This window comes from Roseateles sp. (genome assembly GCF_039595295.1).
Classification (GTDB): domain Bacteria; phylum Pseudomonadota; class Gammaproteobacteria; order Burkholderiales; family Burkholderiaceae_C; genus Roseateles.
The window spans coordinates 120,370-142,581 of the sequence record NZ_JBCNLU010000007.1 but is presented as its reverse complement, the minus strand read 5'-3'; the positions used below and the strand labels follow the sequence as shown (position 1 = coordinate 142,581).

Annotated in this window: 22 protein-coding genes; 9 read left to right on the top strand and 13 right to left on the bottom strand. The window is 68.5% G+C overall.

Going from position 1 to position 22,212, the window contains the following annotated elements:
* The first annotated feature begins 116 nt into the window (after positions 1-116).
* From ABDW59_RS07835 to ABDW59_RS07825, 3 genes are read left to right on the top strand one after another with little or no spacing between them, the layout of a single operon-like run.
* Positions 117-518 (top strand): GntR family transcriptional regulator, encoded by a 402-nt coding sequence (locus ABDW59_RS07835; protein ID WP_343629042.1) that lies wholly within the window; start codon positions 117-119, stop codon positions 516-518.
* Positions 515-1,492 carry an ABC transporter ATP-binding protein gene (locus ABDW59_RS07830; RefSeq protein WP_343629041.1) on the top strand — a complete coding sequence of 326 codons (978 nt, stop codon included), beginning with the start codon at positions 515-517 and terminating at the stop codon, positions 1,490-1,492. The genes ABDW59_RS07835 and ABDW59_RS07830 overlap by 4 nt, the downstream gene beginning before the upstream one ends.
* Complete coding sequence (locus tag ABDW59_RS07825) at positions 1,489-2,970, top strand: hypothetical protein (protein WP_343629040.1); 1,482 nt, start codon at positions 1,489-1,491, stop codon at positions 2,968-2,970. Before ABDW59_RS07830 ends, ABDW59_RS07825 begins: the two co-directional genes overlap by 4 nt.
* A gap of 55 nt (positions 2,971-3,025) precedes the next feature.
* Here ABDW59_RS07825 and ABDW59_RS07820 read toward each other — a convergent pair whose 3' ends face one another.
* Positions 3,026-3,574, bottom strand: a complete 549-nt coding sequence (locus ABDW59_RS07820; protein ID WP_343629039.1) for a flavin reductase family protein — start codon at positions 3,572-3,574, stop codon at positions 3,026-3,028.
* A 35-nt stretch (positions 3,575-3,609) separates the two neighbouring features.
* Between ABDW59_RS07820 and ABDW59_RS07815 the strand changes: the two genes are divergently transcribed.
* Positions 3,610-4,584 (top strand): M48 family metallopeptidase, encoded by a 975-nt coding sequence (locus tag ABDW59_RS07815; RefSeq protein ID WP_343629038.1) that lies wholly within the window; start codon positions 3,610-3,612, stop codon positions 4,582-4,584.
* A gap of 181 nt (positions 4,585-4,765) precedes the next feature.
* Positions 4,766-6,364: an ATP-binding protein gene (locus ABDW59_RS07810; RefSeq protein ID WP_343629037.1), complete on the top strand. Its 1,599-nt coding sequence runs from the start codon at positions 4,766-4,768 to the stop codon at positions 6,362-6,364.
* A gap of 9 nt (positions 6,365-6,373) precedes the next feature.
* Here ABDW59_RS07810 and ABDW59_RS07805 read toward each other — a convergent pair whose 3' ends face one another.
* Positions 6,374-7,021, bottom strand: a complete 648-nt coding sequence (locus tag ABDW59_RS07805; RefSeq protein ID WP_343629035.1) for an MBL fold metallo-hydrolase — start codon at positions 7,019-7,021, stop codon at positions 6,374-6,376.
* 79 nt (positions 7,022-7,100) lie between these two features.
* Positions 7,101-7,385: a helix-turn-helix transcriptional regulator gene (locus tag ABDW59_RS07800; RefSeq protein ID WP_343629034.1), complete on the bottom strand. Its 285-nt coding sequence runs from the start codon at positions 7,383-7,385 to the stop codon at positions 7,101-7,103.
* 236 nt (positions 7,386-7,621) lie between these two features.
* Here ABDW59_RS07800 and ABDW59_RS07795 point away from each other — a divergent pair, with 236 nt between their 5' ends.
* Positions 7,622-9,079, top strand: a complete 1,458-nt coding sequence (locus ABDW59_RS07795) for a catalase (protein ID WP_343629033.1) — start codon at positions 7,622-7,624, stop codon at positions 9,077-9,079.
* 162 nt (positions 9,080-9,241) lie between these two features.
* Positions 9,242-9,583, top strand: a complete 342-nt coding sequence (locus tag ABDW59_RS07790) for a DUF4148 domain-containing protein (protein ID WP_343629032.1) — start codon at positions 9,242-9,244, stop codon at positions 9,581-9,583.
* Between the two features lie 147 nt (positions 9,584-9,730).
* Here the strand turns inward: ABDW59_RS07790 and ABDW59_RS07785 are convergent, their stop codons facing one another.
* The 3 genes from ABDW59_RS07785 to yjjJ form a co-directional block, all read right to left on the bottom strand.
* Positions 9,731-10,840, bottom strand: coding sequence for an S-(hydroxymethyl)glutathione dehydrogenase/class III alcohol dehydrogenase (locus ABDW59_RS07785; RefSeq protein ID WP_343629031.1), 1,110 nt, complete (start codon positions 10,838-10,840; stop codon positions 9,731-9,733).
* Positions 10,841-10,903: 63 nt separating this feature from the next.
* Positions 10,904-11,179 carry a metal/formaldehyde-sensitive transcriptional repressor gene (locus tag ABDW59_RS07780; protein WP_343629030.1) on the bottom strand — a complete coding sequence of 92 codons (276 nt, stop codon included), beginning with the start codon at positions 11,177-11,179 and terminating at the stop codon, positions 10,904-10,906.
* A 93-nt stretch (positions 11,180-11,272) separates the two neighbouring features.
* A complete protein-coding gene (gene yjjJ, locus ABDW59_RS07775; RefSeq protein ID WP_343629028.1) occupies positions 11,273-12,766 on the bottom strand; it encodes a type II toxin-antitoxin system HipA family toxin YjjJ in 1,494 nt (497 codons plus the stop codon).
* Between the two features lie 8 nt (positions 12,767-12,774).
* On the opposite strand from yjjJ, the gene ABDW59_RS07770 reads away from it, so the two are divergent.
* Entirely contained in the window at positions 12,775-13,227 is a 453-nt protein-coding gene (locus ABDW59_RS07770) for a nucleotidyltransferase domain-containing protein (RefSeq protein ID WP_343629122.1), read from the top strand.
* A gap of 11 nt (positions 13,228-13,238) precedes the next feature.
* Here the strand turns inward: ABDW59_RS07770 and ABDW59_RS07765 are convergent, their stop codons facing one another.
* Both ABDW59_RS07765 and ribA read right to left on the bottom strand, forming a co-directional pair.
* Positions 13,239-13,610: a response regulator gene (locus ABDW59_RS07765; protein WP_343629027.1), complete on the bottom strand. Its 372-nt coding sequence runs from the start codon at positions 13,608-13,610 to the stop codon at positions 13,239-13,241.
* Positions 13,611-13,742: 132 nt separating this feature from the next.
* Positions 13,743-14,366: a GTP cyclohydrolase II gene (gene ribA / locus ABDW59_RS07760; protein ID WP_343629026.1), complete on the bottom strand. Its 624-nt coding sequence runs from the start codon at positions 14,364-14,366 to the stop codon at positions 13,743-13,745.
* Positions 14,367-14,584: 218 nt separating this feature from the next.
* Here ribA and ABDW59_RS07755 point away from each other — a divergent pair, with 218 nt between their 5' ends.
* Positions 14,585-16,312, top strand: a complete 1,728-nt coding sequence (locus tag ABDW59_RS07755; RefSeq protein WP_343629025.1) for a M14 family metallopeptidase — start codon at positions 14,585-14,587, stop codon at positions 16,310-16,312.
* Between the two features lie 67 nt (positions 16,313-16,379).
* Here the strand turns inward: ABDW59_RS07755 and ilvD are convergent, their stop codons facing one another.
* The 5 genes from ilvD to ABDW59_RS07730 form a co-directional block, all read right to left on the bottom strand.
* Positions 16,380-18,236 carry a dihydroxy-acid dehydratase gene (ilvD, locus tag ABDW59_RS07750; protein ID WP_343629024.1) on the bottom strand — a complete coding sequence of 619 codons (1,857 nt, stop codon included), beginning with the start codon at positions 18,234-18,236 and terminating at the stop codon, positions 16,380-16,382.
* Between the two features lie 298 nt (positions 18,237-18,534).
* Positions 18,535-19,077: an outer membrane beta-barrel protein gene (locus ABDW59_RS07745; RefSeq protein ID WP_343629023.1), complete on the bottom strand. Its 543-nt coding sequence runs from the start codon at positions 19,075-19,077 to the stop codon at positions 18,535-18,537.
* A gap of 170 nt (positions 19,078-19,247) precedes the next feature.
* Positions 19,248-20,555, bottom strand: a complete 1,308-nt coding sequence (locus tag ABDW59_RS07740) for an ATP-binding protein (protein ID WP_343629022.1) — start codon at positions 20,553-20,555, stop codon at positions 19,248-19,250.
* Positions 20,555-21,265 (bottom strand): response regulator transcription factor, encoded by a 711-nt coding sequence (locus tag ABDW59_RS07735; protein ID WP_343629021.1) that lies wholly within the window; start codon positions 21,263-21,265, stop codon positions 20,555-20,557. The genes ABDW59_RS07740 and ABDW59_RS07735 overlap by 1 nt, the downstream gene beginning before the upstream one ends.
* 100 nt (positions 21,266-21,365) lie before the next feature.
* A complete protein-coding gene (locus tag ABDW59_RS07730; RefSeq protein ID WP_343629020.1) occupies positions 21,366-22,136 on the bottom strand; it encodes a GNAT family N-acetyltransferase in 771 nt (256 codons plus the stop codon).
* Positions 22,137-22,212 lie beyond the last annotated feature (76 nt).

Below are 22,212 nucleotides of genomic sequence, written 5' to 3'. Positions count from 1 at the left end.
CACCTGTCCCGGGGCCGGTTGTCCTTCCGCACTTGACCCGATCCGTCCAAGTGTATTACTGTATGCATACACGTTGCCGGTGAGGCGACGCAACGAGGCGACGCGGCGGCGCGACGATGGACAACGATCTGCTCTTCAACATCAATCCGGGCTCGGCCGAGCCCATCTACCGGCAGCTGGTGGACCAGCTGCGCCGGCGCATCGCCAGCGGGCAACTGGTGGCCGGTCAGGAGATCCCGTCGGCACGCGAGTTGGCGCAGGCGCTGGCGGTGAATCCGATGACGATCTCCAAGGCCTTCGGGCTGATGGAGGCGGAAGGACTCGTTGAGCGTCGCCGCGGCCTGCCCATGGTGGTGGCCGCGCAGCATCAGAAGGCCATGAAGACGCGATCGCGGGTGGAGCTGCTGCGGCCCACGCTGGAGAAGGCCGCCGCCGAGGCGCGCCAGCTGGAGTTGCCTGCCGATCAGGCACTGGCGCTGTTCGAGGCGCTGTTGGAGGAACAGGGAGTGAAGCGATGAGCATGACGAACACCTTCGGCGCCACGAGCGCCACGAGCGCCACGAGCACCGTGAGCACCACGCACCAGGCCGCAGCGCACACGGAGCACGACGCGCTCTCCGCGCTCAGCGCGCCGCCGGTGCGAGCGACCGGGCTGCGGGTCGACTACAAGGGCCAACCGGGGGTGCTGGCCGGGCTGGACTGGACGCTGGAGCCGGGGCAGGTGGTCGGACTGCTGGGTCGCAACGGCGCCGGCAAGACGACGCTGTTGGAGACCCTGCTCGGCCTGCGCGAGCCGCAGGCCGGTGAGGTGCGCCTGTTCGGCCAGCCGGCGCTCACGCCCGACGACGCGCTGCGGGCGCGGCTGGGCTACGTGCCGCAGCACGCGGCGCTCTTCGAGGAGTTCAATGTCGGCGACCTGCTGCGCTACTTCCGCAGCTTCTATCCGCGTTGGAACGACGCCAAGGTCGACGGCCTGATGTCGCGCTGGGACATTCCACGGGACCGGCGCATCGCCGCGCTGTCGCAAGGCCAGCAGCAGCGCCTGTCCATCGTCCGCGCTCTGGCGCATGAGCCCGACCTGCTGGTGCTGGACGAGCCCGTCGCCAGCCTGGACCCCGCCGGCCGGCGCGACTTCCTGCGCGAGCTGGTCGACCAGGTGCTGGACCGCGGCACGACGGTGGTGTTCTCGACCCACATCCTGTCGGACCTGGAGCGGGTCGCTTTCAACCTGGCTTTCCTCAGCCAGGGCCGCATCGCGCTGCAGGCGCCGCAGGACGCGCTGTCGGAGGAAGTCCGGCTGCTCGCGGGTGCAGCCGCCGCGCTGGACGCCGCGGTCGCCGCGCACGGGGGCCAGGTCTTGCGCCGACGCGAGTCCGGCGGCCAGCAGCGCTGGCTGGTGCGCTTCCAGGGAGAGACGATGCCGGCGAACGACGCGATCGTGCGATGCGAGCGGCTGAGCCTGGAGGACCTGTTCCTGGAGCTGACGCAATGAGCGCCGCGACGCAGGCTCACGGCGGCTTGCCGCTGCCCGGCGTCAGCGGCCACGGCGCCATCCTTCGGGCGCTGGGGCGCTCGCTGCGCGGGATCTGGTGGCTGGCGCTGCCGCCGCTGGCCGTGGGGGCGATCGGGTCGATCCGCTCGTCGTCGGCGGCGCTGACCGCCTTCAGCGTCGCGGCGGCGGTCGCGCTGCAATTCGCCTGGTGGGTGCTGGCCAGCGGGCTGACCTGGCAGAACCATCCGCTGACGGCGCGGCTGGTGCCCTCGCATGTGCGTCAGCTGCGCGAGACGGCGGTGGGCCTGTTCATCGCGATGGCCGCGCTGTGCGGGCTGCTGATGTCGGCGCTGAACGGCGACGTCTGGGGCTGGATGCCGATTTTCGGGGTGGTGATGCTGGTCTTCGCGATGGCGCTGCGCTGGCCGGTGCTGTGGTTCTTTGTCTGGATCGTGCCGTCGCTGCTCTATGCGCAGATCAAGGACACCGTGCCTTGGCGCATGCTGCTGGGCGCGCTGACCGACTGGCACGCGCATCAGCCGCTGTCGATGGCAGCGGTGCTGATGCTGGCGATGAGCGCGCTGATGTGGCGCATGTTCCAGGAGGGCGGCCAGGCGCATGTCCGCACCTGGGAGGCGAATCGCCGCATGCGAGAGCGCCTGGCCAATGCCGGCGGCTCGCGCGCGATGTCGGTGCCGGGCAGCTGGGGCGATCGCTTGGGCCGATTCTTCAACTGGGGTCTGCCGGTCTGGCGCGAGCACCTGCTGCGCACCGCCAAGCCGACGCCGGCCAGCGTTGCCGCGCGCGCCGAGCTCGGTGTCCTGCGCGGGCTGCACTGGACCGCGCTGGGCGGCATGGTGGCCATCATGTACGGGGCCTTGCTGCTGGCGGGCGTGATCATGCGGCTCTGGCTCGGGTGGGACCGTGGCGCGCAGTTCCTGCACGGCGCGCTGCCGGGCGTGAGCTTCGGCCTGATGTGCTCGCTGATCGGGCCGGCGATGGGCGTGGCCGGCGCGCAGCACCGCATGCGGCGTGAGCAGGCCTTGCTGCTGCTGGTGCCCGGCATGCCGCGCGGCGAGGCGATGAACCGCATCCTCGCGCCGCGCCTGCTGCGCAACTTCCTGATCGCCTGGGGCCTGGGCGTGGCGGCGATGTCCTCGATGGTGCTGATGGTGCGCGGCGGTGCCGCGGATCTGCCGCTGATGGGTGTGCATTTCGCGGCGGTGTCGCTGCCCTTCGGCGTGCTGCTGTGGCAGGACTGGGCCAGCAAGCCCGCCCCGTCCTCGACCCGGGTGACGCTGCTGGTCCTGGTCGTGATGCTGCCGATGGGGCTGAGCCTGCTGCTGTGCGCGGTGACGGGGCTCTCGCCCTGGTGGGTGCTGGCGGGCTCGGTCGTGCTGACGTCGGGGCTGGTGGCTTGGCGCTGGCGCGCGGTGTGCCGCATGCCGCCGTTCTGGCCGGCGGGACGCAAGGCCTGACCCCGGCGCTGGGCCTTGCGCGGGCCTGCGTCCGCTCAGCTCAGCTCAGCTCAGCTCAGATCGGGAGCTCGGTGTAGTAGCGGCCGCCGTGGAAGATCAGCGGCTGCGCCTGCTCGACGCGGGTGACGGCCTCGACCTCGCCGACGAAGATGACGTGGTCGCCCTCCTCGTACTGGCTGCGGTTGGCGCACTCGAAGACTGCGGCGCAACCCTCCAGCACCGGCGCGCCGCCGCAGCCCTCGTGGAAGCGCACACCGGCGAAGCGGTCGATGTCGCGGGTGGCGAAGCGCTGGGCGAGTTCCTTTTGATCCGCCGCCAGGATGTGGATCGCATAGTGCGAGCCACGGCTGAACACAGGCATCGAGCCCGCCCGGCGCGCCAGGCTCCACAGCACCAGCGGCGGCGACAGGGACACCGAGTTGAACGAGTTGGCGGTCAGCCCGACCAAGGTGCCGTCCTCGGCGCGAGCGGTCACGATGGTGACGCCGGTGGCGAACAGGCCCAGCGCGGCCCGGAACTGTTGCGGATCGAGCGGAGAGGTCGCGCAGGCCGGGGACGGCGTGATCACGGGCGACGGGACAGGCGACTTGGGCGGCTGGGACATGATGCGCGGTATTGTCGCCTCCCTAGAATGCCGACATGGTTGACGCTGACTTCCCCTCCGATCCCATGCATGCCGATCTCGAAGACACGGCCCATCCGTCTTATGCGCTGAGCGCGTCCTTCGGCTTCGGCCGCTGCGATTGCCACGCCGATGCGCCGCGCAGCGCCGGAAGGCGCCTGTTCACCGGCCTGCTGGGCGTGGGCGGCGCGATGGCGCTGGTCCCGGCCTGGGCGCAGGAGGGTGTGAACGTCGGCAAGCAGAGCGCCTTCACCAAGCTGGTCTCCGCCGAGCAGGTCGAGGCCGGCGCGCTGCAGGAGTACACGCGCATGATGCGCGAGGCGCAGCGCCAGAACGCGCTGGCGCCCGCCAACCACCCGCAGGTGGTCCGGCTGCGCGCGATCGCGCAGCGCATCATTCCGTTCGCCGCGCCGTGGAACGCCCGCGCGCAGCAGTGGCGCTGGGAAGTGAACCTGCTGCTCTCCCGCGAGCTGAACGCCTTCTGCATGCCCGGCGGCAAGATCGCTTTTTACTCGGGCATCCTGCAGCAGCTGCAGCTGAGCGACGACGAGGTCGCGATGATCATGGGCCATGAGGTCGCGCACGCACTGCGCGAGCATGCCCGCGAGCGCATGGGCAAGTCGGCTGCGACCAACGGCGCAATCGAACTGGGCGCGGCGCTGTTCGGGCTGGGCAATCTGGGACGGGGCGTCGCCAATATCGGGGGCCAGTTGTTGAAGCTGACCTTCAGCCGCGAGGACGAGAGCGAGGCCGATCTGGTCGGCATGGAGCTGGCCGCGCGCGCCGGCTACAACCCGCGGGCCGGCATCTCGCTGTGGCAGAAGATGGGACAGGCGAGCAAGGGCGCGCCGCCGCAGTTCCTGTCCACCCACCCGGCCGGTCCGACCCGCATCCGAGACATCGAGCGTACGCTGCCGCGCGTCGAGGGGCTTTACGAGCGCGCGCCGAAGCCGTCGCAACGTTTCGAGCCGATGGCCGCGCCGCGGCGCTGATGCCGCCCGCGAGCGATGACCGCTCGCGTCCGTCAGCGTGCCGATCGTCGGGAACCCCGATGGCATCGGCCCTCCCGGCAGTAGCCGTGGCGCGCCGTCCCCCCTACATTTAGGCCCGTGGCGCCGCGATTGCCTTCGGCCAGTGGTCCACGATCACGCCTCGTGCAGTCGGGAGGCCCAGATGTCGAAGAAGGTCCAGTCCAGCAGCAGCGACGCGTCGGCATCGCGGCCCGATGACGTCGCGCAGGTCGGCGCGGCGCTCGATTTCGCGTCCGACGCGGTCATCCTGCTGCGCCACGACTGGCGCATCGCCTACGTCAACGTCGCGTTCGAGCGCGGCTGCGGCCATTCGCGCGAGACCCTGCTGGGCCGCGAGTACTGGACCGTCTTCCCCCACCTGCTGAACACGCGCTTCGAGACGGAGGCCAAGGCGGCGATGGCCGGCGGCGCGACCCATGTCTACGAGGAGTTCAGCCCACGGGTGAATCGCTGGTTCGAGTGCCGCGCCTATCCCTGCGCCAGCGGGCTGCTGATCCTGTTCATCGACGTGACGGTGCGCAAGTCCGACGAGCTCACCCGCGTCGACCTTGAGGAGAACCTGGTGCGCATCCAGCGCATGGAGTCGTTGGGGACCTTGGCCGGCGGCGTGGCGCACGACTTCAACAACATCCTGGCGGCCATCCTCGGCCACGCGGGGATGATGCTGGAGGCGCTGCCCAAGGACTCGCCGCTGTGCGAGCACATGCGGCAGATCAAGCGCGCCGGCGACCGCGCGCGCGAGATCGTGCAGCGCATCCTGGTCTACGCGCGCGGCGGGGCGCACGAGGTCTCCCAGCATCAACTGCGGCCGCTGGTCGAGGACAGCATCGGCTTGTTGCGCTCGACGCTGCCGGCGACGGTGCGGCTCACGGTGGACTTGAGCGGTGAGGGCTGCGTCGCGACGGTGGATCCGTCGGAGGTGCAACAGATGGTGCTCAACCTGTGCACCAACGCCTGGCAGGCGATGGTGGGGGGACGCGGGCACGTGCATGTCGCGCTGCGGGCGGTGCAATTCGACGTGCCGCATGCCTTCACCATCGGCCGCGTCGCGCCGACGAGCTATGCGGAGCTCAGCGTGCGCGACGACGGCCAGGGCATGCCGGCGGAAGTAGTGAAACGGCTGTTCGAGCCCTTCTTCACGACCAAGCCGCGCGGTCAGGGCACGGGTCTGGGGCTGCACATCGTCAACGGCATCGTGCATGCGCATGGCGGCGCGATCGACGTGCAGTCTGCGCCGGGAAAAGGGACGCTGTTCACCGTCTACCTGCCCGTGGTGGACGAGGCGGCGCCGTTGGATTCGGCGGCGCTGGCCAAGGTGGCCGAGCCCGGCGACGGAGAGCAGCTGATCTACGTCGACGACGATCCCATCGTGCTGATGATGGTGGAGGCGCTGCTCAAGAAGGCGGGTTACGACCTGCGGACCTATGCCGAGCCGCGCGATTGCCTCGACGACATCGAGGCCGGGCGCGTCACCGTGCAGCTTCTGGTGACCGATTTCTCCATGCCGGGGATGAACGGGCTGGAACTGGCCAAGGCCGTGCGTGCGGTCCTGCCGCGCGTGCCGGTGATCATCACGACGGGCTACATCTCCGATGAGCTCACGATCGAGGCCGATCGCATGGGCTCGGTGGCGGTGCTGCAGAAGGAGCGCAGCTTCGAGGAGCTGGTCGAGCTCGCCGCCCGGGCGCTGCGCGGGTTTCCGGAATCGCGCTTCCTGGACAGCGGCTTGGCGCCCTTGTGAGCGGGGCGCTCAGCCCCAGCGGCCGCCGACGAAGGGATTGCTGCGTCGTTCCTCGCCGAAGGAACTCTCCGGGCCGTGGCCGGGGATGAACACGGTGTCGTCGCCCATGGGCCAGAGGCGCTCGTTGATCGAGCGGATCAGCGTGTCGTGATCGCCGCCGGGGAAATCGGTGCGGCCGATGCTGCCGGCGAAGAGCACGTCGCCGACGAAGCAGCGCTGCGCGCTCGCCGAGTGGAAGACCACGTGGCCGGGCGTGTGCCCGGGGCAGTGGCGCACGGCCAGCGTCTCGTGGCCGATCTGGACGCTGTCGCCGTCCTCGAGCCAGCGGGTGGGGCTGAACATCTCCGCCGGCGGGAAGCCGAACATCGCGGCCTGCTGCGGCAGCGCGGTGATCCAGAACTGATCGCCCTGGTGCGGGCCGACGATGGGCAGGCCCTGCTCGCGCGCGAGCTGGCCGGTGCCGCCGGCGTGGTCGATGTGGGCGTGGGTCAGCCAGATCGCCTTGAGCGTCAACCCCAGTCGCGCGACCTCGGCCAGCAGACGCGGCACCTCGCCGCCCGGATCGATGACGGCGGCGTCCTTCGTGACGTCGCACCAGACGAGGGAGCAGTTCTGCTGGAAGGGGGTGACGGGGACGGTGTGGTAGCGGAGCGGCATGGGGCTGATTGCGGACGATTTCTGCGAGCTGGATTGTCAGCGCTCCTGCGTGCGACATGGCGCTTTGGCATCAGCGCGCTTACCACCTGGGGTGAGCAACATGCCGAGACTCCTCGGGGCTCTCTTGCGGATGGGCGGCAGTCTTCACTCGCTCTGCCAAGACAAGGTCGGCACCGAGGACGTTCAGCACCTTCAACAGCTTGCCGGAACAGGCAGCAGCTGCGTTTCTCTCCAAAGCGGAATAGGTCTGTTGAGTTACGCCAAGGCGCGACGCCACTTCGCGTTGGGTGAGCCCGGCCTGCCTGCGAAAGGCTTTCAAGAGGATTGAAAACTGACCGGAAGTGCGAACGGTGAAATGCGTCATACAGGTTAGGAGCTGTTCTTTGGGTTTACTGCATTTGGTCTGTTATCAGGCTAGCAACCAGGCCGCGTGAATGCAAAGACAAGAACTTGCCTGAACCGAAGGGTCTACGTCCCCATCCCATTCATGAGGCCTCCCCCTCGCCCGATCGGGCGAGCACAGCCGCCCCGGCCTGACGGACAGTGAACGGATCGATCGCCCTCGCGATCGCTCTCCGCTCTCACCGCCAAGGATCCGCCATGACCCGTCCGATCAGCCACGCCAGCGGCGCGCCCGTCGTCGACAACCTCAACATCCAGACCGCAGGCCCACGCGGCCCCGCGCTCCTGCAGGACGTCTGGCTGCTGGAGAAGCTCGCCCACTTCGACCGCGAGGTCATCCCCGAACGCCGCATGCATGCCAAGGGATCGGGCGCCTATGGCCGCTTCAGGGTGACGCACGACATCACGCGCTACACGCGGGCCAAGCTGTTCTCGCAAGTCGGCAAGACGACCGATGTGTTCCTGCGCTTCTCCACGGTGGCCGGCGAGCGCGGCGCGGCCGATGCCGAGCGCGACATCCGCGGCTTCGCCGTCAAGTTCTATACCGAGGATGGCAACTGGGACCTGGTGGGCAACAACACGCCGGTCTTCTTCCTGCGCGATCCGCTGCGCTTCCCCGACCTGAATCACGCGGTCAAGCGCGACCCCCGCACCAACCTGCGCAGCGCGCAGAACAACTGGGATTTCTGGACCCTGCTGCCCGAGGCCCTCCATCAGGTCACCATCGTCATGAGCGATCGCGGCCTGCCCGACGGCTACCGCCACATGAACGGCTTCGGCAGCCACACCTTCAGCTTCATCAATGCGGCCAACGAGCGGCATTGGGTGAAGTTCAGCTTCAAGACGAAGCAGGGCATCCGCAACCTGAGCGACGAGGCCGCCGGTCAGCTCATCGCCGGGGATCGGGAGAGTGCGCAGCGCGATCTCTTCGACGCCATCGAGCGCGGCGACTTCCCGCGCTGGACGCTCTACGTGCAGGTGCTGAGCGAGGCGCAGGCCCGCGCGCTCCCCTACAACCCCTTCGACCTGACCAAGGTCTGGCTGCACGAGGACGCGCCGCTGATCGAGGTCGGCGAGCTGGAGCTCAACCGCAATCCCGAGAACTACTTCGCCGAGGTGGAGCAGGCGGCGTTCTCGCCGGCGCAGGTGGTGCCGGGAATCGGCTTCTCGCCGGACAAGATGCTGCAGGCCCGGCTGTTCAGTTACGGCGACGCGCAGCGCTACCGGCTGGGCGTGAATCATCACCAGATCCCGGTCAATGCGCCCAAGTGCCCTTTCCACAGCTATCACCGCGACGGCGCCATGCGCGTGGACGGCAACGCCGGCGGCGTGCCGGCCATCGTGCCCAACAGCCGCGGCGACTGGGCCGACCACCCGCAGCTGCACGAGCCGCCGCTGGCCATCGACGGCGCGGCCGCGCATTGGGACCATCGCCTCGATGACGACTACTTCAGCCAGCCGGGGCGGCTGTTCCAGCTGATGAGCGAGGCGCAGCGGCAGGTGCTTTTCGAGAACACCGCCCGCGCCATCCACGGCGCGAGCGACGAGGTGCGGGAGCGCCACATCGGCAACTGCACGCAGGCGGATCCGGCCTATGGCGCGGGCGTGAGGCGGGCGATCGAGGCGCTGCTGGAGGCGCGCGCCAACCGGGTCTGAAGGGCGAGTCGCCGGCTCATGGACGACGCGTTTGTATGACTGTGTGTCGACAGGCGCGGGCCATACAGGCTCATGCGAACGGACGGGTGGATGACAAATGCCGGATACCTCCGAGGCATCAAATTCATTCCACGCAATCACCACCTGTTCAAGGAGCTTCTCATGTCCAAGTCCCTGTCCACCGCCCTGTTCTCCGCCACGCTGATCGCCGCCGCGCTCGGCGCCGTCGCGATGCCCGCCGCGGCGCAGTCCGCGCCGACCTCGCACCCCGTCGTCACCCGCGCGCAAGTCCTGGCCGACCTGCAGATCTATCGCGAATCCGGCCTGGCCGAGGCGGATCGCCCGGAAGGCCTCAGCTTCGAGAACGGCCGCCGCGCGCAGGCGCAGGCCCGCTACGACGCGCTGAAGGCGTCGCCGCGATTCGCGATGCTGGTGGCCCAGTACGCGGCGCAGGAGGGAAAGGGCGCCAAGGGCGCGGCCAATGAGGATGTGGCGGCGCGTTGATCCCAGCGGCCTCGCGGTTCCCGCAAAGAGAAATGCCCGGCTCGTGCCGGGCATTCTTCGTTTGGGCCTCCGATCGGTGGCTCAGCGATTCAGCGATTCAGCGGATCTGCCGATCAGCCGCTTGTCCGATCAGGGGCGACCGGTCGATCAATAGTGCACCACGCTCCGAATCGACTTGCCTTCATGCATCAGGTCGAAGGCCTCGTTGATGTCGGTGAGCGGCATGGTGTGGGTGACGAAGGGCGCGAGCTGGATGTCGCCGCGCATCGCGTCCTCGACCATGCCCGGCAGCTGCGAGCGGCCCTTCACGCCGCCGAAGGCCGTGCCCTTCCAGCTGCGGCCCGTCACCAGCTGGAACGGACGCGTCGAGATCTCCTGGCCCGAGCCCGCCACGCCGATGACGATGGACTGGCCCCAGCCGCGGTGCGCGCACTCCAGCGCGGCGCGCATCACGTTGACGTTGCCGATGCATTCGAAGGTGTGGTCCACGCCCCAGGTCGTCATCTCGACGATGACCTGCTGGATCGGCTTGTCGTGATCCTTGGGGTTCACGAAGTCCGTCGCGCCGAAGACCTTGGCCAGCTCGAACTTGGACGGGTTGGTGTCGATCGCGATGATGCGGCCGGCCTTGGCGAGCTTCGCCCCCTGGATCACCGCCAAGCCGATGCCGCCCAGACCGAAGACCGCGACGCTGTCGCCCGGCTGTACCTTGGCGGTGTTCTTCACCGCGCCCAAGCCGGTCGTCACACCGCAGCCCAGCAGGCAGACCTGCTCGGGGTTGGCGTCCGGATTGATCTTGGCGAGCGAGACCTCGGCCACCACGGTGTACTCGCTGAAGGTCGAGCAGCCCATGTAGTGATAGATGGGTTGGCCGTTGTAGCTGAAGCGCGTGGTGCCGTCAGGCATCACGCCCTTGCCCTGCGTGGCGCGCACGGCCACGCACAGGTTGGTCTTGCCGGACTTGCAGAACAGGCACTCGCCGCATTCGGCGGTGTAGAGCGGGATCACGTGGTCGCCGGGCTTGACGCTGGTGACGCCCTCGCCGACCTCGACGACGATGCCCGCGCCCTCATGGCCGAGCACCGCCGGGAACAGGCCCTCGGGATCGTCGCCGCTGAGCGTGAACGCGTCGGTGTGGCACACACCGGTGTGGGTGATCTTCACCAGCACCTCGCCCTTGCGGGGCGGGGCGACGTCGATCTCGACGATCTGCAATGGCTTTCCGGCTTCGAAGGCGACGGCGGCACGGGACTTCATGGGGGGACTCCTTGTGACGGGGCTCGTGTGCGAGCGTGTGACGGTGATGGAATGAAGCGAGGGCTACTTCAGATAGGTGCGCACGAGCGCGGTCATGTCCTGCGCGAGCCGGGCGGACCGACCCTCCTCATCCGCGACGGCGCCGAGCTCCTCCTGAATGTAGGACTCCAGGATCTCGGACATCAAGCCGTTGACGGCTCCCCGGATCGCGGCGATCTGCACCAGCACCGGCGCGCAGTCGGCGCCGTCCTCGAGCGCGCGCTGCAGCGCCTCGGTCTGGCCCAGGATGCGCTTCACGCGGGTGAGCGCCTTCTTCTTGGCCTGCGGGGAATGGGGCATGGCGGATACCGGCTGGGGGTATGAGGGAAGGGGCGGAGTGTATACCCCGTGGGGGTATGGGGCCAACCCTCATTCCCGAAGCGTGTGCGCGGGTCAGAGCAGCTGGGTGAGGTGCGCGGCGTTGCGCTCGGCGATGGCGCGGAAGGCGGCGCTGATGCGGGTGTCGTTGGCGGCGGAGCGCCAGAAGGCGACGGCCGCGATGGCGGCTGCGCCCCAGGACGTCACGTCCGCGGGCATCGGCAGCTTGGGGCGGAAGTCGCGCGGCGGTAGCTCCATGCCGCGCATCGGGGCGTAGACCATCGGTAGCATGTCGTAGATCGGCGCGGGCGCGAAGCCGATCGAGCCGTCGGCCCGCGTGACCGGGCGCAGCGACAGATTGCCGTCGTGCATGTCGGTGTTGGCGATCAGCTCGCCGAAGTGCCATGCGTGTTGGATGAGGGCCAGGTCTTGTGCGCGCAGCCAGCCGAGTGCTTGGAGCGGCCTAGCCGCTTCATGCCATGGGCGGCCGGCGCTGCCCACCATCGTCGCGTTGAGCGTGAACCACGAGATCAGCGGCGATCGGCCCAGGACGCCGTGTCGGTCGAATCGATCGACCTCCAGGAAGGTGCGGCCGCCGTGCTGGTGGATGCGCGAAGCCGCGGCGGGGATGTCCAGATGCGCGCTCAGGATGCGGCCGGCGAGGTGCTCGCAGATGAGGAGGTCGGACCAGCGGCGCGTGCCGGGCGCGTCGTCCGAGCCGGAGAACTTCACGATCACATGCTGATGCGTGCCATCGGCGAGCTGGCGGAGTGCAGTGAACTTCGGGAATTCGCCGCCTGCGGAGGAGTCGGGCAGGCCATCCATCATCACGAGCGACGCCTTGGTGGGAAAGGCCGAATCGAGCGCGTCGTCGGGCACGGCCTCGGGACCATGCGCGGTGATACGACGGAGGCGATCGAGCCATCGGCGGCAGGCGGGCTCTCCGACCAGCAGGTTGCCGGGTGTGTCGTCGCCCAGCAGCGTCATCACATGGAGCGCGTCATCGTCAGACCAAGCCGTCGGATCGTTCCCGACCTGCAGCATCGGTGCGTAGTGCTTGGCGAGGTTTCTGCCGAGGAATCCCTGGGGACGCATGTCTTGCATCGGATAGGGCAGGCCTTCGAACCAGCCATCGCGCATGGCCACGTCCATGGGCCACGCGAAGGCGTCGAGATAGCGCATGGCCGAGCCCTCCGGGTACACGAGGTCGAGGCGCGCCACGTCGCGGAGATTGCCGGACGGGTCGATCTCGAAGACAGGGAGTGATGAGCCGGCGCCGCGTAGCGGCCGGCGAGCGGCGTAGGTCCTCCGGCGCGCCTGCCCGCGAACGATCAGGGATTCGCTCGCGGCCCGTACGGCCCGCGACAATGTCGGTCGACTGATGCCGAGGAGCTCGGCCAAGCGTCCAGCCCGCAGGGGGGCGTGGGTGCGAAGGCGATGTTCGAGGTCGATGGGCATGAAACGATTCTGGGCGCGCCTGTCAATCGCGGCGCCGCGCAGATATCGGCCGGTGCTTTCCGGGGATGAAACGATTGTTGAAACGAAGGTGATGAAAATCGAAACCGACACGACCCCAGATCCCATCCCGCGAGAGGCGCGCTTGGAGATCCAGACGCGGCTTCAGGCCGCTCAGACGGAGCACGAATTACCGGAGCATGGCCAAGACCAATTTCCGTGGCTATCTCCAAGCGGAGCGAGTGCCTCTGAAGAAGTACTTCTACGTGTTGCGACCCTTGCTGTCGGTCCGCTGGCTGGAGCGAGAGCGGGAACCCGCGCCGATCGAGTTCCAAAGACTGCTTCATACCGTCGACGACGAGCCGGGGCTGTTTTCTGCCATCGACGACTTGTTGGAACTCAAGCGCAGGACGCCGGAACTCGGCCTGTCGCCCCAAGTCGAGCCAATCCAGCGCTTCATCGAACGCGAGCTGTCTCGGCTTGAGGGTGTCGCGCCCGTCCGCGCGGCGCGGACAGAGGTCGAGCCCTTGCTGTCGGCGCTGTTCCGGGATCTGCTTCGGGAGACCTGGGGCTGAGGGAGCAGCGCTCAGCGCGTCTCCACCCCCAGCAACTTCCCCAGCCCGTTCAGATCGATGGGCTTGGCGAAGTAGTGGTCGAAGAACTCGTCGTCATCGTCCTGCGGGCCGCGGTTGAAACCCTCGCCGCTGACCGCCACGATCACCACTTGCTGGCCGTAAGCGCTCCGCACCCGGCGCGCAAACTCGCGGCCGTCCATGCCTGGCATGTTGATGTCGGTGATCAGCACCTGCGGTGACCAAGTGTCCAGGAGATCGAGCGCGTCCTGCGCGCTGCGGCAACCCCGCACCTCGCACCCCCACGCGTCCAGCAGTGCGGTCAGGAACTCCAGCGAGTCGGCGTGGTCTTCGACGAGAAGCGCCTGAAGGCGGTCGGGGGACATGGCGGGCGGCATGAGGTCGGGGCAGGGGAAACCCCGCCACCGGCTTCCCGGATGGCGTGGTGCTCGCAACGCATTCGGCAAACGGGATGCCTGAAACTCCGGCCATCCCCGTCCCTGTCCCAGGGGCCCGGCTCAGCCCAGGTAATGCCCCATCCGCTTGCGCTTGGTCTCGAGGTAGCGCTCATTGTGCGGGTTGGCCGGGATCAGCAGCGGCACCAGCGCCTCGACCTCGATCCCGCCCTGCACCAGCGCGTCGCGCTTCTGCGGGTTGTTCGTGATCAGCCGGACGCTCTGCACGCCCAGCATGCACAGGATGTCGATGGCGTCGGCGTAATCGCGCGCGTCCTCGGCATGGCCCAGCTGCAAGTTGGCATCGATGGTGTCCACGCCGGCTTCCTGCAACGCATAGGCGCGCAGCTTCTCCACCAGGCCGATGCCTCGCCCCTCATGACCCCGCATGTAGATGACGATGCCGCCCTCATCCTTGAGCAACGCCAGCGCCTCCTGCAGCTGCGGACCGCAGTCGCAGCGCAGGGACTGGAACACGTCGCCGGTCAGGCACTCGCTGTGCACGCGCAGCAAGCCGCCGCGCGCCTGCAGCGGTCCGACCGACAGCACCAGATGTTCCGAGCCCGTCGTCGGGCTGCGGAAGGCGCGGGCCTGAAAATCTCCCAGGCTAGACGGCAGATGCACCACTTCCCAATCGGTCGCCCCTTGCGTCCCTAGCGGGATCTTCTCGCAGTGATTCACAGCCATCTCCAGAATGCGTCACGGGCGTCCGGCTCGGATCGCCCGCCAAGTCATGTCCTCAAACCGTGCGATCCGCGCCCTTGTTCATGCGAGGCGCGCGCCGCAAGGGCGCCAATTTAACCGGTCTCAGGGTTAACGCGCTGTCACCCATTGGAGAGGCCTCTCGGTCGCAGGGGCCTGGGCATGCACAATCGTCCGCACCCAACCCGCCCGCAGGGACGCCCATGACCGCTCTCCCGCCCGCCGCGCCCACCCCGACGCTGCCCCGTCCACGCTTCGACGAATTCCCTCGCTACGAGGCCTTGACGCAGTTGCTGTTCGGCTACGCGGAAGCCTGCCCCAACCTGGTCTCGGTGCGCTCCATCGGCCAGAGCTTCGAGGGCCGCGAGATCTGGGTCGTCATCCTGACCAACACCGCCACGGGCGCGGACGTCGACAAGCCGGCGTTCTGGGTCGACGGCAACATTCACGCCGCCGAGCTCACCGCCTGCACCACCGCGCTGTATTACCTGCACGACCTGGTCAGCAAGTACGGCAGCGATCCGCAGGCCACGCATCTGCTGGACACCCGCACGATCTATCTGGTCCCGCGCCTGAACCCCGACGGCGCCGAGCTGGCGCTGGCGGACCGGCCGCGCCACATCCGCTCGTCGACGCGCCCCTATCCTTTCGACGAGGAGCCGGTCGAGGGCCTGAGCGTCGAGGACATCGATGGTGACGGCCGCATTCTGACGATGCGCGTCCCCGACCCGCACGGCGGCTTCAAGAAACACGCCGCCGATCCGCGCCTGATGGTGCCGCGCGAGCCTGGCGAGTTCGGCGGCGAGTACTACCGCCTGATGCCCGAGGGTCTGGTCATCAACCACGACGGGCTGACCGTCAAGGTCAACAAGGACAGCGAAGGCCTGGACCTGAACCGCAATTTCCCGGCCGGCTGGCGGCAGGAGTTCGAGCAGGTCGGCGCCGGCCCCTATCCCACCAGCGAGCCCGAGGTGCGGGCGATGGTGGATTTCATGATCGGCCATCCCAACATCGGCGCGGCGATCAGCTTCCACACCCACAGCGGTGTGATCCTGCGCCCCTGCGGCACGCGCGGCGACGACGACATGGCGCCCGAGGACCTGTGGACCTTCAAGCGCTTCTCAAAGTTGGGCGAGCAGCACACCGGCTACCCGTCGGTGAGCATCTGGCACGAGTTCAAGTACCACCCCAAGGAAGTCATCACCGGCACGCAGGACTGGGTCTATGAGCACCTGGGCGCGCTGTTCTGGGTAGTGGAGCTGTGGTCCCCGAACAAGGAAGCGGGGATCGAGGGCTACAAGTGGATCGACTGGTTCCGCGATCACCCGGTCGAGGACGACCTCAAGCTGCTCAAGTGGAGCGACGAGCATTGCGGCGGCAACGCGCATGTGGCGTGGACGGCGTTCAAGCATCCGCAGCTGGGCGAGGTGGAGATCGGCGGCTGGGACAAGATGAACTACTGGCGCAACCCGCCGCCGCATCTGCGTGAGCGCGAAGCGGCGCGTTTCCCGGCCTGGATGAATCAGATCGCGCTGAGCCTGCCCAAGCTGGAGCTGCTGCGCACGGAGGTGCGGGCGCTCGGGCCGGATACGTGGCGGGTGCGGATGGCGGTGGGCAACAGCGGTTGGCTGCCGGCCTACGTGACCAAGCAGGCACTGGCGCGGGACCAGGTGCGCGGGGTGATGTTCGAGATCTTCCTGCCGGTGGATCCGGAGGTGGGGCTGATCAGCGGCAAGCCGCGGATGGAAGGGCCTCAGCTGGAAGGCCATGCGCCGAAGCAGACGCAGCTGGCCTTCCTGCCGGAGCGGGACATCACCGGGGATCGCGCGTATGGGGAGTGGGTGGTGCGAGCGCCGCAGGGGACTCGGCTGAGCTTGGTCGCGTGGGCGGATCGGGCGGGGACGGTGCGGACGGAGGTGACGTTGGATTGAGAGACAGAAGACCCTCTCCCCCGCCCTCTCCCGCAAGCGGGAGAGGGAGCAAGAGAGGAGCAGGGGCTCAATCGAGCTGCGACAGATCCCGCACCGCGCCCTTGTCCGCCGACATCACCAGCTTCGCATAAGCCTTCAGCGCCGCCGAGACCTTGCGCGGCCGCGGCTGCTCAGGCTTCCAGCCCTTCGCATCCTGCTCCGCGCGACGGCGCGCCAACTCCTCATCCGACACCAGCACGTCGATGGTCCGATTCGGAATGTCGATGCGGATCCGATCCCCATTGCGGACCAACCCGATCGCGCCTCCCGCCGCCGCTTCCGGCGAGCAGTGTCCGATCGACAGCCCCGAGGTCCCGCCCGAGAACCGGCCGTCCGTCAGCAGCGCGCAGGCCTTGCCCAGGCCCTTGGACTTGATGTAGCTCGTCGGGTACAGCATCTCCTGCATGCCCGGCCCGCCCTTCGGCCCTTCATAGCGCACCACGACCACATCCCCGGCCTTGACCTTGTCGGCCAGGATGTTCTCGACCGCCTCGTCCTGCGACTCGGTCACATGCGCATTGCCTTCGAAGACCAGGATGCTGTCGTCCACGCCCGCGGTCTTCACCACGCAGCCGTTGCGCGCGATGTTGCCGGTCAGCACGGCCAGCCCGCCTTCTTTCGAGAACGCGTGGTCATACGAGCGGATGCAGCCCTCTGCCCGATCCAGATCCAGCGACGGCCAGCGCGTGTCTTGGCTGAACGCGACCTGCGTGGGGATGCCGGCCGGGCCGGCCATGTAGAACTTGCGCACCGCCTCGTCTTGCGTGCGGACGATGTCCCACTGGTCCAGCGCGTCCTTCAGCGACGGCGCATGCACCGTCGGCACATCCGTGTGCAGCTTGCCCGCGCGGTCCAGCTCGCCCAGGATGGCCATGATGCCGCCGGCGCGGTGCACGTCCTCGATGTGGTACTTGTTCGTGTTGGGCGCGACCTTGCACAGCTGAGGGACGACGCGCGACAGGCGGTCGATGTCCTCCATCGTGAAGTCGATCTCCGCCTCCAGCGCGATCGCCAGCAGGTGCAGGATGGTGTTGGTCGAGCCGCCCATCGCGATGTCCAGCGTCATCGCGTTCTCGAAGGCCTTGAAGCCGACGGCGCGCGGGAGGATGCGTTCCTCGTCCTGCTCGTAATAGCGCCGGGCCAGATCGACGATCAGATGACCGGCGCGCTTGAACAGCTGCTCGCGGTCGGCGTGCGTCGCTACCACCGTGCCGTTGCCTGGCAGCGACAAGCCCAGCGCCTCGGTCAGGCAGTTCATCGAGTTGGCGGTGAACATGCCCGAGCAGGAGCCGCAGGTCGGGCAGGCGGAACGCTCGATCTCGGCGACGTCCGCATCCGAGTACTTCGGATCGGCCGCCGCGACCATGGCGTCGATCAGGTCCAGCTTCTTGATCTCGATCTTCTGCGTGACCGGGTTGGCCAGGCGCGTCTTGCCGGCCTCCATCGGGCCGCCCGAGACGAAGACCACCGGAATGTTCAGCCGCATCGCGGCCATCAGCATCCCCGGGGTGATCTTGTCGCAGTTGGAGATGCACACCATCGCGTCGGCGCAGTGGGCGTTGACCATGTACTCGACCGAGTCCGCGATGATGTCGCGGCTGGGCAGCGAATACAGCATGCCGTCATGACCCATCGCGATGCCGTCGTCGACGGCGATGGTGTTGAATTCCTTGGCGACGCCGCCGGCGGCCTCGATCTCGCGGGCAACCAGCTGGCCCAGGTCTTTCAGGTGGACGTGGCCGGGCACGAACTGCGTGAACGAGTTGACCACCGCAATGATGGGTTTGGAGAAGTCGTCATCTTTCATGCCGGTGGCGCGCCACAGCGAGCGCGCGCCCGCCATGTTGCGGCCGGAGGTGGAGGTCTTGGAACGATATGCGGGCATCTTGATCTCGGACTGATCGATGGAAGGGGCGTGTCGGTGATGTCGTCGGGCCTGGGAGTAGAGGCCCCTTCTCAAGCCCTCGCGTACAACCTCTTGAGCGGCGCTGCGGGCGGACAGACGTCGATTATTCCCCAGGCCCCTTCGCCCGTGGCGCTGCGGGCCTTCGCAATGAAAAAAGGGCGATGCATCGCTGCATCGCCCTGTGCGCCTTCCGGCATCGGGGGTATCGGGTGTCGCTCAGGAGCTCCCGGAAGGCACCCGGCGTCTGGTCAGGACGCCGTAACCGGTCATCGGTCGATCAGAACTGGTAGGCCAGGCCCACGCCCAGACGGTCGGTCTTCTTGTTGAAGCCGTTGGCGTCAGGCATGTTGTTGAAGCGGGTGGCCTCGGCGCGCAGCGACACGTTCTTGGTCAGCGCGTAGTCCACGCCCACGCCCAGCTTCAGGCCGGTCTTGTGCTCGCTGCCCAGGCCGCTGTCGAACTTGCGGTCGGCGTAGGCGATACCGACCTTGCCGTACACGCCGAAGCCGGCGCCCAGCGGCGCGCGGGCCACGCCGTCCAGGGAGTAGACCTTGTTCTTGGCGTTGATGCCGTTGAAGTGGATCTTGCCCAGGTCGGTGTAATTCGCTTCGACCGCGAAGTTGTCGTTGAACTTGTAGCCACCGAAGATGCTGTAGCTGTCGGCGCTGCGCTTCTGGTCGTTGCCGTCCACGCGCTGCGAGGACTTGCCCACGTCACCGCCGATGTAATACGGGGTGTCGGCGGCCTTGGCCAGACCCGAGCCCAGGGTCAGAGCCAGCGCGGCGGCGGCCAGGAGGGCGGTGCGATTGTTCTTGGTCATTCGAAACTCCTTCAAGAGGTTGTCGTCCGTCGGGCTCGGCGATCACCGTGACCGCTGCTTCGTTCGACATGGAGCTCATTGTGGGAAATCGGTTCCCTCGCGTCTGTGGACGGAGTGCAGGCCTTCTGTGACGGTCCATGACAGCCGGACCCGGCCCGCTTGACGCAGCTTCACACGGGCCAGTACAGCAGCAGGCGCGCGCCGCCCAGACGCGGCGCCTCCCCCAGGCGCGCATGACCGCCGTGCGCATGCGCGACGTGACGCACGATCGCCAGCCCCAGCCCGAAGCCGCGCGTGCCCCGGCCCTTGCGCTCGAGTCGCTTGAAGGGCTCGAACGCCGCCTCGCGCAGCGCCGGCGGCACGCCCTCGCCGTCGTCGTCGATGGCCAGCCACAGCTGACCGGCCTCGACCCAGGACGACAACGTGATCCGGCCCTTCGCATAGCGCGCCGCATTGCGCAGCCCGTTGCGGATGGCATAGGGGAGCAGGCGCTCGTCGAAGGGCAGCGCGGCGGGAAGCCGCAAGTCCGTGTCCAGCGCCTTGCCGTCGAGCAGCGGCGCCAGCGAACGCGCCTCGCGCGCCAGCATGTCGCCGAGGTCGCCCTGCGCCAGATGCGGCTGCAGCGCGCCCATGTCCAGCCGCGCCAGCGTCAGGCTGGCGTCGACCAGCTCGTCGAGCTCGTCGATGTCGCGCTCGCAGGCCTGCACCATGCGCTCGCGCTCGGCGCGATCGTCCTCGTCGACCAGCGCGTCGATCGCGAAGCGCAGCCGCGCCAGCGGCGTGCGCAGCTCATGCGAGACCGCGCCGGTGAGCTCGCGCTGCGTCGCCATCGCCGCCGCCAGTCGTTCCAGCATGGCCCGCGTCGCCGCCACCACCGGTGCGAACAGCCGACTCTTGAGCGCCGGCAGCTCCGTGTCCAGCCGGCCCGCGCTGAGCCGTTCCGCCGCGCGCTGCAGCCCGCGCAGATCTCGCCACAGCGGTCGCAGCTGCCACCAGGCCAGGATCGCCACCGCGAGCGCCAGCACCACCGCCACGCCCAGCTGCGCGGCCAGTTCCTTGGGCAGCTCGCCGCCGCGCTTGGAGTCGAGCGGCCCGAGCAGCAGCAGCTGATCGGGCTCGCCCGGCAGCGCCGCGTAGATGCGCCGGTTGAAGCCGGTGACGAGGATCTCGCCGCGCGCGAGCCGATGACGCTGATCGACGCCGAGCTTGGCCAGATCGGTGCGGATCAGGCGGACCGGATAGTCGAACTGCGCGTCGAGCTCCTGCACCCGCTCGCGCCGGGCGGAGGGATCGAGCGGCGAGAGATCGCGCACCAGCAGATCGACGGTGCCGCGCATGAAGTTGCGCACGTAGTCATCGGTGACCTCGGAGGCGCCGATCAGCACGAGGCTCTCGACCAGCAGCGCCAGCGCGAGCACCCCCAGCCCCAATCCCAGCGCCATCCGCAGCAGCGAGGCGCGCAGCGACAGGGCGGCCATCAGTCGATCGCGAACAGATAGCCCTGGCCGCGGACCGTCTTGATGCGGGCCGGGGCCTGCGCGTCATCGCCGATCTTCTTGCGCAGGCGCGAGATGCGCGCGTCGATGGCGCGATCCAGCCCGTCGAACTCCAGGCCGCGCAGGCCTTGCATGATGTCGTCGCGGCTGACGACCTGGCCGGCGCGATGGGCCAGGAAGTTCAGCAGCTCGTACTCGGCAGTGGTCAACGGCACCGGCTCGCCGTTGACGCGCAGCTCGCGCGATTGCGGCAGCAGTGTCAGCGGACCGAAGTGCAGGGTCTCGCCGACCGGCTGCGCGGCGGGCAGCGCGTCGCGGCGCAGCAGCGCCTTGATGCGCGCCAGCAGCACGCGGGGGGCGACCGGTTTGGTGATGTAGTCGTCGGCGCCGCCCTCGAGGCCGAGCACCTGATCGATGTCGTCGTCGCGCGCGGTCAGCATCACGATGCGGCCGGCGAAATCGCGGCGCGTATCGCGCAGCACGTCGAAGCCGTCCTTGCCGGGCAGATGGCCGTCGAGCAGCACCAGATCGAAGCTCTCCTGGCGCATCAGCGCCTCGCCGGCCAGGCCGTCGCCGCAGTGGGTGACGACGTAGTTGGCCTTCTCCAGCGCGTCCGCGACCAGTTGCGCCAAGCGGTCGTCGTCCTCGATGAGCAGGATGCGGGCGGCCGCCGGCTGTGCAGAAATGTCCATCCCACGAGCATAGGCGAGGCGCCCGGGAGCTGCCTTCAGGGATTCTTAAGCGCGCCCACGCACGCGCGTGTCACCCGCCTCCAGGCGAGGTCCGGAGGGGTCACCCGCGATTGGCGGGGATCTCCAGCCGCCAGCCCAGCGGCGTGCGCACCGCCCGCAGCGTCGGGTCGTCCCCCAGCGGTCGCCACCTGCGGGCCAGATGGTCGAAGGCCTCGGGCGACAGGTCGGTGCGCGAGGCCATCACCCGCTCCAACGTCTGCGGCGTGACGCAGGCGGTCAACGCCGGTCGCGCCGGCCCTTCGAGCGCTGCCCGCCAGCGCAGCCGCAAGGCGGCGAGGTCCTCCGCGTCCGAGCGCGGCGCCGGATCGTGCCAGCTGTAGACGCGGGACGGGCCCTCGTGCGCGTCGGTCTGCTGGATGCCGTCGTCATTCATGCCGATGGCCAGCAGGACGCGGCCCGAGGCGTGGTTCTCGGGCGAGGTGGTGCCCAGCAGATCGCGCAGGCCCAGCACCTGGCGGCAGTAGTCGAAAGTGCCGGACGCCGCCTCCCGCGCGTAGCCGTGGCCCCAGAAGCGCTCCGGGAAGCCGTAGCCGATGTCGGGATGGTCCAGACCCTCGCGCTTGATGACGCCGGCCAGGCCGACCAGTTCGCCGTCCTCCAGCCGCTCCACCGCCCAGAAGCCGTAGCCCAGCAACCAGTAGCGCGCCTCCAGCCGCTCGCGGATCCAGGCCGCGGCCTGCTCGTCGCTGCGCACCTGCGCGTCGTAGATGTTGGCGATCCAGGCCGGCTCGTTGAGCAGACCGCGCACGAAGGGCGCATCCTGCACACCGAACCAGCGCAGGCGCAGCCGCGCCGTCCTGAGCACTTCCATCGATCCCGGCCTCCCGCGGGGTCCTCGTCCGCGTGGGTGGGACAATACCGCACCCCGGCGGCCCGCCCGCCCGTCA

Bases quoted from the DNA above. Each gene is read 5' to 3' on its own strand.
- ABDW59_RS07835 (WP_343629042.1), top strand. From the start codon at position 117: ATGGACAACGATCTGCTCTTCAACATCAATCCGGGCTCGGCCGAGCCC.
- ABDW59_RS07830 (WP_343629041.1), top strand. From the start codon at position 515: ATGAGCATGACGAACACCTTCGGCGCCACGAGCGCCACGAGCGCCACG.
- ABDW59_RS07825 (WP_343629040.1), top strand. From the start codon at position 1,489: ATGAGCGCCGCGACGCAGGCTCACGGCGGCTTGCCGCTGCCCGGCGTC.
- ABDW59_RS07820 (WP_343629039.1), bottom strand. From the start codon at position 3,574: ATGTCCCAGCCGCCCAAGTCGCCTGTCCCGTCGCCCGTGATCACGCCG.
- ABDW59_RS07815 (WP_343629038.1), top strand. From the start codon at position 3,610: ATGGTTGACGCTGACTTCCCCTCCGATCCCATGCATGCCGATCTCGAA.
- ABDW59_RS07810 (WP_343629037.1), top strand. From the start codon at position 4,766: ATGTCGAAGAAGGTCCAGTCCAGCAGCAGCGACGCGTCGGCATCGCGG.
- ABDW59_RS07805 (WP_343629035.1), bottom strand. From the start codon at position 7,021: ATGCCGCTCCGCTACCACACCGTCCCCGTCACCCCCTTCCAGCAGAAC.
- ABDW59_RS07800 (WP_343629034.1), bottom strand. From the start codon at position 7,385: ATGACGCATTTCACCGTTCGCACTTCCGGTCAGTTTTCAATCCTCTTG.
- ABDW59_RS07795 (WP_343629033.1), top strand. From the start codon at position 7,622: ATGACCCGTCCGATCAGCCACGCCAGCGGCGCGCCCGTCGTCGACAAC.
- ABDW59_RS07790 (WP_343629032.1), top strand. From the start codon at position 9,242: ATGTCCAAGTCCCTGTCCACCGCCCTGTTCTCCGCCACGCTGATCGCC.
- ABDW59_RS07785 (WP_343629031.1), bottom strand. From the start codon at position 10,840: ATGAAGTCCCGTGCCGCCGTCGCCTTCGAAGCCGGAAAGCCATTGCAG.
- ABDW59_RS07780 (WP_343629030.1), bottom strand. From the start codon at position 11,179: ATGCCCCATTCCCCGCAGGCCAAGAAGAAGGCGCTCACCCGCGTGAAG.
- ABDW59_RS07765 (WP_343629027.1), bottom strand. From the start codon at position 13,610: ATGTCCCCCGACCGCCTTCAGGCGCTTCTCGTCGAAGACCACGCCGAC.
- ribA (WP_343629026.1), bottom strand. From the start codon at position 14,366: ATGGCTGTGAATCACTGCGAGAAGATCCCGCTAGGGACGCAAGGGGCG.
- ABDW59_RS07755 (WP_343629025.1), top strand. From the start codon at position 14,585: ATGACCGCTCTCCCGCCCGCCGCGCCCACCCCGACGCTGCCCCGTCCA.
- ilvD (WP_343629024.1), bottom strand. From the start codon at position 18,236: ATGCCCGCATATCGTTCCAAGACCTCCACCTCCGGCCGCAACATGGCG.
- ABDW59_RS07745 (WP_343629023.1), bottom strand. From the start codon at position 19,077: ATGACCAAGAACAATCGCACCGCCCTCCTGGCCGCCGCCGCGCTGGCT.
- ABDW59_RS07740 (WP_343629022.1), bottom strand. From the start codon at position 20,555: ATGGCCGCCCTGTCGCTGCGCGCCTCGCTGCTGCGGATGGCGCTGGGA.
- ABDW59_RS07735 (WP_343629021.1), bottom strand. From the start codon at position 21,265: ATGGACATTTCTGCACAGCCGGCGGCCGCCCGCATCCTGCTCATCGAG.
- ABDW59_RS07730 (WP_343629020.1), bottom strand. From the start codon at position 22,136: ATGGAAGTGCTCAGGACGGCGCGGCTGCGCCTGCGCTGGTTCGGTGTG.